Annotated in this window: 13 protein-coding genes and 1 pseudogene; 8 read left to right on the top strand and 6 right to left on the bottom strand. The window is 59.8% G+C overall.

Annotated elements, in window-relative coordinates; translation table 11 throughout:
• The first annotated feature begins 411 nt into the window (after positions 1–411).
• The 5 genes from BO1_RS51055 to hfq all read left to right on the top strand — a co-directional run bounded on the left by BO1_RS51055 (position 412) and on the right by hfq (position 3,909).
• Entirely contained in the window at positions 412–1,047 is a 636-nt protein-coding gene (locus BO1_RS51055; RefSeq protein WP_043284830.1) for an H-NS histone family protein, read from the top strand.
• Between the two features lie 438 nt (positions 1,048–1,485).
• Entirely contained in the window at positions 1,486–1,707 is a 222-nt protein-coding gene (locus BO1_RS61125; protein ID WP_245643793.1) for a hypothetical protein, read from the top strand.
• A 133-nt stretch (positions 1,708–1,840) separates the two neighbouring features.
• Positions 1,841–2,731 carry a hypothetical protein gene (locus tag BO1_RS14105; protein ID WP_043284827.1) on the top strand — a complete coding sequence of 297 codons (891 nt, stop codon included), beginning with the start codon at positions 1,841–1,843 and terminating at the stop codon, positions 2,729–2,731.
• Positions 2,732–2,968: 237 nt separating this feature from the next.
• Positions 2,969–3,487 carry a hypothetical protein gene (locus BO1_RS14100; protein ID WP_028218097.1) on the top strand — a complete coding sequence of 173 codons (519 nt, stop codon included), beginning with the start codon at positions 2,969–2,971 and terminating at the stop codon, positions 3,485–3,487.
• Between the two features lie 128 nt (positions 3,488–3,615).
• A complete protein-coding gene (hfq, locus tag BO1_RS57490; protein ID WP_084687957.1) occupies positions 3,616–3,909 on the top strand; it encodes an RNA chaperone Hfq in 294 nt (97 codons plus the stop codon).
• 373 nt (positions 3,910–4,282) lie between these two features.
• Here the strand turns inward: hfq and BO1_RS51045 are convergent, their stop codons facing one another.
• Positions 4,283–4,585 carry an N-acetyltransferase gene (locus BO1_RS51045; RefSeq protein ID WP_156992251.1) on the bottom strand — a complete coding sequence of 101 codons (303 nt, stop codon included), beginning with the start codon at positions 4,583–4,585 and terminating at the stop codon, positions 4,283–4,285.
• Between the two features lie 151 nt (positions 4,586–4,736).
• On the opposite strand from BO1_RS51045, the pseudogene BO1_RS61120 reads away from it, so the two are divergent.
• A pseudogene (locus BO1_RS61120) lies at positions 4,737–4,979 on the top strand (H-NS histone family protein); the annotation flags it as partial.
• Between the two features lie 202 nt (positions 4,980–5,181).
• Positions 5,182–5,319, top strand: a complete 138-nt coding sequence (locus BO1_RS60200) for an HHHH-motif protein (protein WP_167338345.1) — start codon at positions 5,182–5,184, stop codon at positions 5,317–5,319.
• 488 nt (positions 5,320–5,807) lie between these two features.
• On the opposite strand, the gene BO1_RS59110 is transcribed toward BO1_RS60200, so the two are convergent.
• From BO1_RS59110 to BO1_RS61115, 4 genes are all read right to left on the bottom strand, one after another.
• Positions 5,808–6,221, bottom strand: a complete 414-nt coding sequence (locus BO1_RS59110) for a hypothetical protein (protein ID WP_156992250.1) — start codon at positions 6,219–6,221, stop codon at positions 5,808–5,810.
• A gap of 1,109 nt (positions 6,222–7,330) precedes the next feature.
• On the bottom strand, positions 7,331–7,957 hold the full coding sequence (locus tag BO1_RS14080) for a tyrosine-type recombinase/integrase (RefSeq protein WP_028218094.1): 627 nt from the start codon (positions 7,955–7,957) through the stop codon (positions 7,331–7,333).
• Positions 7,958–8,407: 450 nt separating this feature from the next.
• Positions 8,408–8,953: a hypothetical protein gene (locus tag BO1_RS14075; RefSeq protein ID WP_028218093.1), complete on the bottom strand. Its 546-nt coding sequence runs from the start codon at positions 8,951–8,953 to the stop codon at positions 8,408–8,410.
• Positions 8,954–9,100: 147 nt separating this feature from the next.
• Positions 9,101–9,373 (bottom strand): hypothetical protein, encoded by a 273-nt coding sequence (locus BO1_RS61115; protein WP_245643792.1) that lies wholly within the window; start codon positions 9,371–9,373, stop codon positions 9,101–9,103.
• Positions 9,374–9,605: 232 nt separating this feature from the next.
• Between BO1_RS61115 and BO1_RS60195 the strand changes: the two genes are divergently transcribed.
• Entirely contained in the window at positions 9,606–9,926 is a 321-nt protein-coding gene (locus tag BO1_RS60195; protein WP_043284824.1) for a hypothetical protein, read from the top strand.
• A gap of 67 nt (positions 9,927–9,993) precedes the next feature.
• On the opposite strand, the gene BO1_RS57470 is transcribed toward BO1_RS60195, so the two are convergent.
• Positions 9,994–10,218 carry a hypothetical protein gene (locus BO1_RS57470; RefSeq protein WP_174490597.1) on the bottom strand — a complete coding sequence of 75 codons (225 nt, stop codon included), beginning with the start codon at positions 10,216–10,218 and terminating at the stop codon, positions 9,994–9,996.
• Positions 10,219–10,323 lie beyond the last annotated feature (105 nt).

Here is a 10,323-nt window from a genome sequence, read left to right as displayed (position 1 = left end):
TGATGAAGTGCGAGTGCTTCCGTGCGGGGGGCTATCACAATATCGTCGGCAGGCAGACATTCCGGTCGCAGATACTGGTAGTGTGTCGTGCGATTTCCGGTCCCACGGTGTGCATCGACCAGATAACGTGTGTGCAGGGGTTCAGGGGAAATGCATTCTACGTGATGCATTACCGCGGAGCAGAATAGAGGATTTCCGGGATCAGTAACCTTGATAGCAAGGATCGAACTGATCCCGGGACCGGCGCTCGAGCGCCGGTCCCGGGGCTTTCAGTTTGCACGTGTGGATCATTGACGCCATAATCAGCGTCGCGACGATGGCGTCAATTGTGACGGGCCAGAATGAACTTCGCTGTACCAGGGAAGTTTCAGGATCGCAAAAACAGAAAACCCTAAAAGAGGAGCGAAGGCAATGGTTACTTTGGATGCGATCAACCTGAAGATAGCAAAGCTTCAGAAGCAGGCGGCAACGGTCGCTCAAAAGCAGTCGTCAACCGGACTGACCAAGATCCGTGACCTGATGAACAAGTACGGCTTGAGCGTCGCCGACATCGAGAGCTTTGTCGGGAAAAAGCGCGGCCGCAAGCCATCTGCGCTGGCCGCGGCAGGTGCAGCGAAAACCCCGCGAACAGGCGTCCATCACGTTGAACCGAAATATGCCGATCCGAAGACGGGCGCGACGTGGAGCGGTCGCGGGCGCGCGCCGGCCTGGATCAGCGGCGCGAAGGACCGTTCGAAATTCCTCATTGGCGCAGGCGCGAACACGAAGGCTGCGGAGGTGAAATCGGCTCCTGCGGAAAAGGCACCGGTGAAGCGTGCTGCCGCGAAAAAATCCGTCACGAAAAAGGCGGTCGTGAAAACGGCTGTTGCGAAAAAACCCGCCACGAAGACGGCCCGCGCGCGCGGCGCAGCATCATCGGCCGACGGTGTGCGGGCACGTAAAGCCGCAGCGCCCGCGAAAAAGACGCGTGCACCGCGCAAGGTCGCCACGAAAAAGGCACCGGCAGCGGTCGAGGTCGCTGCTACGCCTGAAGTGGCAGCACAGTAACGCTCAATCCAGTCGTGGCTGACGACGCCCGCTCTGGCGACGCCGGCCCGCTGCGTCCGGTCTATCGGCTGCAGCAGCCGGCAGGCGTTCGCTCTGCCGGCGTTTTTGCCCGTACGCACACACGATCTGGCGGCGCGATTCACGACGTGCACCCTTCGATGCCTGTCGCGATTCAGGCAACGCAACGGGCAATGCCGGCGACAGCTTTAATCTCCCGGTGCATCGCGTGTCTGCGTTGCGCGGAATCACGATTTCCGCCAGGATAGACGCGGCGCCGTGCGTGCACGCGGTGGACCGCAAACTCCCGCATTCCCTCGCATGCCTGCTCGCTTCGAACTCGTTGCTCTTGCGCTTCCCGCCGGACACGCTCCCGAGTCACTTCCGCTTCCGGTTGCGCAGTTCATCGCGACATGTTGGCCCGGGATGAGCCGCGCCCAGATGCTCGATCGTGCGCGCCGCCTCGCCTTGCGGGTCTCGCTTCGCGCATTGCGCGGAAGCCTGCCGGATGGGGTGGGGCTGTTTTCGCTCGTGATGAACGGGGCTGACGGTAACGCGGAGCTTGTGGCGCACGTGCGGCGGGTCAAGCGCCGCCGCACCGCTCGCCGCGCGAAGGTCTCGCTGGCGCCACCGCGCGACGTGCGACAGCAGGAGCTGTTCTGAGCAGCGGGCACAGGATGCCAGTCTGCTCTTCCGTGAAGCGGAAACGGGACGTCATGCGGATTGCAGCTTCCGTAGCGTGGTCAAATCCGCTAGTCTGGCCAGACGTGATGTTCACATTCGGGGCGCATGGACCATGCAACAGCTCGATATCTTCGCCGACAGCCGAGACGTCATGTTGCGCAATGACGTGTCGGAGTGCCTGCAGCAGCGCGATACGGCATCCGCGCGTTCCGCGTTGAAGGCGCTGGCTGGCGAATGCCCGGACGACGTTGATCTGCCGGCGTTGACAGTGCTGGTGGACGCACTCGAAGCCGAGTCCGTCGTCCGCTTTGCCGACCCCGAGGCCCTGGCGGTGGCGCGTCGCGCCCTCGCAAACGAGGTGGTGCCAGCCGCGGTTCGTGTGCTGCCCAGACACGCCGTGCAGCCGTGGGTGGCGTCGCTCTGGCGCTCGCTGGCGTTGCGGGCTGCGGCGCTGCCATTTTCTGCCGCCGCCGACGACTGCCACGCGGCGCCCCTGTGGCTCAGGGCCGGCGACTGGGAAGCCGCCCGTGAATGCGTCAAGGGCATCGAGTCGTGGTGGCACCTCGCGGCCCCGCTCGCATGGATGACCGAGGCGTGCTACCGGGCGGATGGCCTTGATGCCGCGTGGCCGCTGCTCGCGGAACTGGCGTGGTTGGCACCTGCACGGTTCGTGGCGTTATTGCCGGTGCTGGGTGACGCATCGCTTGACGCGTTGCGCCGCCGCTTTGATGCCGAGTTTCCGGGGAAGGGCGACAGCGACGACTTCCGCTTTTTTCCAGCCTGGTTGATCCTGGTCAAACCGGTACTCGCGGGCCGGCTGGCCGAGGCACGGGTGCGGCGTGAGCACAAGCCTTCCCGCGCGACGGCCCTGCTGGGCGAGATGCTGCGACGCGAGCGCGAAGGCGACCAGCACGAACTTGTCGGCCTGCGCGAACAGCTGTGCCGTCTGCATGGTGGACTCTTCGACATTTACATGAGCAGCCGGAAAGTGCAACACCGGTAATCGCAGTGCCAGGGCATGCTGTGCCGCTGTCATGGGCGAAGGAGCCCTGATCGAACGAAAAGAGAACGGCGGTTCATGTGGAGGACTCCCTGTCGACTGCAAGCGGAACACTACGCAATAAGTTTGACCGATGCGCGCGACGCGCGGGCATCCGGAACAAACGATACGGCGAGCGTTTCGATCGCTTCTCTCCGATGGTCGATTGGTCTATCCTGCGTCATGCACGGAGATACTGCAATGGACGACCGATTTGATAGACGGGAACTGCTGCTTCACCTCGGGGAGATGCTCGAAGCCTCGAACTGTTTGTCCAGAACAGCTCAACCGGACATGCCGGTCGCACAACTTGCCGAACAGGAATCGCTGCAGGCCTTTGAGTTCCTCCGGATGGTCGCACCGGGGATGACTGCGGCCGAGTTCGGCGCACGCGTCACCAGCGCGTTTTTCCGGTGGCCCAAAGAACTGCTCGAGACAGACCTCAATCGCAAGGTGCTCGCGTCGACCGTTCGACGCGACCTGTTTGATCGCAACCCTTCCGGTTGGAAAGCCTATGTCGCCCATATGCAGACGAAGGTGAAATGGTTTGGAGCCGGGCTCCCCGAGATGAAACGCGGCGCTTTGGACGAACCGGCGCGCGATGCCGCAGGGGAGACGAGTCCGGCCGAGGCGTCGGTCAGGGTCGAGCCGTCTGTGGAGTGGGATGCGCCCGATGAGAAGAGGGGGTGGCCCTGGCCACAGCCGGGGTCAACGTCCTGACCCTATTGATCAGGAAACCTAATTCTGCTTAAAGGCGTCCTGGTCGTCATGCCATGCCCGGTGCGGCGGTCTTGAGACTGCCGTTTCGGGCTTCTGCTATCGTCCATAGAATCGAAGGACCTGTCGAGTTGACCTCAGAACATGACCGCACGCCCAGCGTACAAGACAACTTTCTGCAGACGCTCATAAGGGGCAAGACCACCGTCAACGTGTTCCTCGTGAACGGCATCAGACTGAGCGGTCAACTGACTGCCTTTGACCAGTTTGCCGTTCTGCTGGAGTCTGGCCCGGCTGTGCAACTTGTCTTCAAGCATGCCATTTCGACCGTGTTGCCGGTCAATGGCGGGGGTCAGGCACATGAGCCGATCGAGGCACCGGTGAGTGGCAGCAAAACGAACCCCTTGCGAGGCCGTGTCCGATGAAAACCCTCACGACATGCTGTGGCTTACGCTTGACCTGCATATAGCGAGGCGATGTCGACCTCAAGATGTTCAGAAAGGCGTTCACAATCCGTACTCGTCGGAAATGGCGGCGATGGAGCGTGGGAGGAAACGACTCCCTCGCAGTTGCCATGGCATTTGTGCTGCAGACTGCGTGTCATTGAACAGGGCTTTGCTGCCGCATGGGTAACGCAATCACGGGAGCGCGCGGGTTCTCCTCGAGCGCCGGCGGCGAAAGAGGGCTCGTGCCATACGCGATATCCGATTCAGCCGTCGCTTCCCGACACTTAAGCGACGTTCACCAATGCGCGAAGCGGTCTTTCAGCTCGATGCGCGGACTTCATTCAAAACGGATTCAAGGCACGAATCGCTCGTAAAGTGATGCGACGTAGTCAGCAGAGATGGCCTTGGTTGCTACACGCGCAAAACCCGGCGACTCGTAGTAGGCGCAGAGCTTCGCGTTTTTCACGTCGCAATCCAGTCTTAGACGGTTGCGTTGGTTCGCGTGCACCTGATTCGCGCACCAGTCGATGGCGAAGCTGCCAAGGCCAACGCCGCCATACCCTTCCAGCTGCAAACCGCGCCGTTGAAGGATCGCATACTGCTCGCGCAGTCCGGTTTCACTGCGCATCGGGATATCCGCCGATTCCATATTCATGGACGCTTTTTACGGCACCCCAAAAAAGGAGGCAGCAGGGCTACCTCTGCGGCCATGCATACACACGTCGCAGTTCGGGAGATCAAGTCGCGTAGCAAGTCTATGCAGGCGCACCGTCGCGAGGCAAGTTCAGGCCGAACTTGAGATTCAGATGACTGCCTCCCGTCAGGCGGAGTTTCCGACTGTTCTCGATGATATCCGGGCCAGGGTCGCGGAGTACGGATTCACGGAGCAGGAGATTTTTGGCCGTCGCCGCGGAAGCAGTCCAATTCCGGAAAGCGTCTCGCCCGCAAAGTATCGTGACCCGTTGAGCGGCGCGACCTGGTCGGGGAGGGAACGCGCACCCAACTGGATCAAGGACGCCAAAAACCACGACCGATTTCTGGTTTCGGACGGAAGTCCGGCATCGTGCGGGTTGGCATCGTTTCGACCAGGTGCCTGGTTCGCTCCCCTCGCCCGTGTTCGTGGTTGCCTGGTGACCGGCCGTTACACCGTTTGCGTCGTGTCACGCGCGTTCGGTAAACTCGCTGACTGGTATTGGCGTTAACATATTGGTGGCCAAATGGTTGGCTGCTGTTTCGTTACAGGGGGAAACGATGAAATACGTTGCAAAGACACTGACCGTGATGGCCGTCGCATTTGCCGTTCTTGCACCGGCACTCGCCGAAGCCCATTCCCACAAGGTTTGCCACTGGGATCACCACCATCACCGGGTCTGCCACTGGGTGAAGTAACCGGCGGGGCCTTATCATCGCGTTCCGTGGGGAACGTTTTCGCCGTTCCCCACGCCGTGTGCAGCGCTGCAGGCAGACCTCTTTGGCCGGCCGGATAGTCTGTCAGGTCATGGACGGTCGCGATGCCGGCTGCCTGTCTTTCGAACCCGCCGCGCTGTTGATGTGTGGGAAGTTCGCGTGGCGCGTGTGGTGACGCAGCGATGTCAGTGCGGGCGGCAACCCGGCCTCATTCGGTTCAGCGGGGCTGCCCGTGCATCCACCGGGGCACGATATCGTCCGCGAAGTGGAGACGAACCGTCGACGATGCAGACAGTCCCGTCGAGCATCTATGTGTGGACCCGCTGAGACAAAGCTGCACCGCGCTCATGAAACGCGCCAGGTTGCGGCGACCGCTCAGCGGCGGTATTCATCACGCCACGGAAATGGTCGGGGGCCCCTCGCAAACGGTCTGGGTGACGGGGCTTTTGCACCGCACTCTGTGCTGCATGTTATCGAGGAGTTACCGAACTCTTGCGAACGTTAGCGGAAGACGGTTCGTCGTTCGCGGCCGCCGCCATGAGCCTTTCAAGATGATCGCTGGCCCTGGCAAAGATCTCAAGACGGACCGCACCGAGCATGCGGTCATATTCGTTTACAACCTGAGTGATCGCTTCCACCAGCGTATCGCGGCAAGCGTATCGTTGCGCTTCATCGAACTCGACAAGGAGCTCGCCAAGTTCGCGCTCGACCCGGCCGAAAAGTTCGATCGCAAGCTGCCCGTATCCGGCCCGTGTGACGAATGCTGTAATGAAGCAGATCTGCAACAGATGGTTGATCTGCGGGCGATCGGTCTCGCCGCTGCGCAGCCTCTCAAGATTGAGTCTCGTGCGCAGTATGAGAGTCGCAGCTTCTTTGCGGGCCATGGGAAGCAGCAACGTCTTGACGCGAGCCGCGGACTACCGTTGCGGTTTTCTGTAGGGCATGGAGGCTTCCGGAGAGCTTGATTGTCGAGGCGATCTTGGGGCCTTTATCGGAGTTTCAAGGGGCGCTGTGGCGCGGTTCGATAAAGGGAATTTGTCGAAAGTTCCCATATTCGCATTGCGAATGCCCCATCTGTCCCACCCGCCTGAACCTCGTCGCTGCGACGGCAGATAGAGGCCATCGGCACGGACGCCTGGCGAAGGTCGCCACGCACGGTGTGCGCTGGCACTGTCCGTTCCGATCGCGCTGCGTCACTGCACAGGTGAACGCATGACGGAGCTTCATGGCCCCTGGTTACCGGATGGCGTGCTGGTATCGGGTGCTTGCCCGGAACTTTCGCCTGTTGTGCAATCGCGTGGTCCCATAACACGTAACCTTTACGGGTTCATTTACGGAATCACAGGTTGGACTTTGGGCGCGCACCTGAATGCCAGCCGTTCGATGCACCGGCCGGGAGTCCGGAGGGACACGAATTTTTGACGGTTCCGCTGTTATGTCAAGATTCGCAGGGCGAACATCCTGGTGTGCGCGTCGCCCCCAACACCACGATGCCGCGGTTGAGATCAAATCGAGCTCCGCCCTGTCGCCCGAGACGGGCTGTTCGATTTCCGACTGACGGCGTGCAACTTGCCACTTGCCACTTCTAGGTAAATGAAGACCGGGACACATTCGTCGGCATTCTGCACCGCCAAACGGCGCTGCGTCTCCAGGGCCCTGTCGGATTCCGTGGCTCACAGCTCTGCTACTTTTTGGTAAAGACCAAGATATGTTCCGACTTCGTCGCCTGATAGAGCCTTCTCGATCTACGAATGTCGGGGATCGAATCTCGTATCGCATGTCGAAGCGAAAACTGAGCGGTCCCTATCGGAAGCGAGTATTCCTGACCGGAGCGAGCAACAATAGCGCATGAGGGCAGTGGGGGAGGCGCCAGGTGCGAAAGTAAGATCATCATCGGGCGGCGTCTCATGTGAGTCCGAGAGCGGCCAGTCGCAAATTTCAATCGAACGACTCTTCGTGGCCGGCAAGCGGCCGCTCGCCGGCCATGTTGCCGTCAGACCTCGGTCTGCTCCGCCATCTCGAGGGCGTCGTCGACTTCAATGCCCAGGTAGCGCACTGTACTTTCCAGCTTGGTATGCCCGAGCAGTAGCTGCACCGCCCGAAGGTTCTTCGTGCGCCGGTAGATCAACGAAGCCTTGGTGCGTCGCATGGTGTGGGTGCCGTACGCCGTATCGTCGAGTCCGATCGATGCGATCCACCGGTGAACCACTCGGGCATATTGTCGTGTCGACAGATGGGGCGACGCACGCAATCGGCTTGGGAACAGATAGTCGGTAGACCTCAATCCCCGCGCCCGAATCCATGCGTCAAGGCTCTGACGAGTCTGTTCCGTGATCTCGAACTGAACCGGTCGTTGCGTCTTCTGCTGCATTACCATTGCGCGCGATCCGACGTGGGTGCCTTGGCAGACGTCTTGCACCTGCAGCCGTGTCAGATCGCATGCCCGAAGTTTGCTATCAATTGCGAGATTGAACATAGCCAGCTCGCGAATGTTCGAAGACATCTGGAGCCGAGTGCGAATTGCCCAGATTTCCGGAAGCCTCAACGGCGGCTTCTGACCGGTGAGTTTGCCCTTGTTCCACGGCACACGGTTGCCGGCGCGACCATTCTGCGTTTCCATGATGATCTCCTTCCAGTTAAAGGGAGATCCAGTGTGCCGTCTCGCTATGGAAGCAGTGGTCGCTACTCGACCCACTACCGTCGTTTGACCAAGCGCCGCGCCAAAGGACGCTTCGAAGCTAAAGCGGCCACGCACGTCGCTATTGGCGTAGGTGAAATGTGAAGACTTGAGCACAATACCTTTCTACTGCCCTGACTCCCCCTCAGGGTAAAGCAAACATGAAGGTGTTCCCCGACGATGAGCGGTCAACGCCCGACGGGTAGTACGCATGTGCAACCCGACTCAAAACCACGCAGGTGACGGCGACGTGTTCGTAGATTAAGGACTAACGAATCGAACTCACTTCCGCCAGTAGCACGTAGCCTGGATCGAGGCGCTGTGCGCATTCTGCGTGGCCAAGGAAGATTCCAGGTTCGCCGAGCAGTCAGTCCTGGTTGACGCCAGTTCACGCTATTGCAACAGTGCTGGAAACGCGCTGTTGGTGACCAACTCGTGAATTACGTCCTGCACTGCGGCGGGAAACTGCGCCGCCACCCGCCGGCAGGCTTCAGAACCCTCGAAACCTGTTTTAAACGTGGATCTGTATTGAACGGTCAGTGACTGGCCGTTGGATGAGCTAACTAGCAACTTGATGTTCCAGTAGCCACCAGTGAGCCCTTCCATTGAAGCGGACTCAAGCTCTTCAACTCGCCCTGAAAGAGTCACCCTTGGCTGGACGTCGCTATATGAATCAGCCACCTTCAACTCGTCTGCGAGCGCCTTCTGAATGTACGCCTCAAACGATAGACCATCCGGAGGTGTGACAATCACCCCGCCTCTGCAACCCGGATCTATGTTACCCACCGAGACGAACTGCCCGACTGCGACGTCCTTCGCGTGGGCCGCTTTAATGGCTGCGCGGTTATCAGCGGAAATAGCATAACGCGCAACGGGCTGTTGAACCGTGCACGCGGACAACAAGACTGCGCACGTGACGGCGACAAACGATCTGTTCATTTCTGGTCTCTTCGGTTGGTTATCCGAAAGGAGTCTTCTGAGCATTCGCCGATACAGCGCCACCCAACCCCCAACGGTGAGATTTTTTCTTCGCTTCAAGGAGCGAGCGTTTCGCAGGGGCCCGGACCTGCACGAGTTGTTGACACGTCACGCCCCGGTCATCGCAACGTTCCATGTCGCAAGTGCAGGCCCCTTGTTGTTGCACATCCATCGCTCGACGCCTGCAACGATGCCTTCCTCATCACCTTGAAGCGCAGTGAACGCTGAGAGGGGAGGCCCTAAATGCTCAAGGAGAGGGAGCAAACTGGCGCCGTCAATACACCGGACCTCATAGGTGCTTTCCGGGTGTTGAGCGCATTCGAGCTCGATGTGCTTCCAGCATTGGCTATGAAAAAGCTGGTTTTCGGACAGGCGGGTCATCGTGTCTGCGTCGTACGCGGGAGATGTCCGCCAACGGTCTTTGAGCCGATTTCGGGATATGCCTACGTATCGAATTACCTCATCGCTCCCGGCGACCAAGTAAAGGCAGGGGGTTTTCGCCGTCCAGACTGCAGCGTCGAGGATGTCGAACTTGGCCTGAAGCCATGGCCCGATTCTCGCGCCCTTAGCTACGTTTCGCTTCCAGCGCCCGCCTCCTATGCCATGAATACGGATGACGGGTGTCGCCGCATGGAAAATCGCGTTGGCGTATTTGATGTTTTTTGAGTTCACGCTGTTGGGCAAGGTCTTAATAAACGTGATGAAGTCGAATTGTAAGGTGAAAAAGCGCGGCTTGGTGCACTATGACGTCGTTCTTTCAAGATGCCCGATGCCAATGTCCACGATCGTGAAGGCCAAAGGAAATCGGTCGCAGCCGTGCCCGAGCGACATCCTTGCTGATAGCCGAATCGACGACGAGGCGCGAAAGCTTGGCGCTCCGTCTGAGGCCGAAGATATAGTCAGCGATACAACGCGTCGTATGTCTGCCGTGTGAGGTGGACCGGCCATTTGGATGTCGCAACAACGGAGCGGACCAACGCCCGTTCTTGGCCGATAGTCGTCTAACTAGCAGGCGGTGGCGTTAACTGTGCCGACGCGAAGCCGTGTGCCACCGCGCCAGGTAATGACGCTTCGAGGCGACGTATATCCCTCCGGAAGTTCAGCAAGGTCCGGTGATCGCTCGGTGTTCTGGGAAACGTGACACAGCCGATGCCCGCCGGATGGCGCAGTTTCCCGTGCTCGAAGATCCAGCCGATCCGCACCATGCGCTTGACGAGCTGGTTCATGTCCTTGTCGCTGCAATACTGCATGACCGGTCCTAGATGGCTTGGTATGGTCATGAGGATCGGCTTCGTCGTCCAACTAGTCCCGACAACGTTCCGAAGGCTTTC

The sequence above is a fragment of the Paraburkholderia oxyphila NBRC 105797 genome (assembly GCF_000685075.1).
Lineage (GTDB): Bacteria > Pseudomonadota > Gammaproteobacteria > Burkholderiales > Burkholderiaceae > Paraburkholderia > Paraburkholderia oxyphila.
The sequence above is the reverse complement of the archived record's forward strand: the minus strand, read 5'-3'. Positions and strand labels throughout refer to the sequence as shown.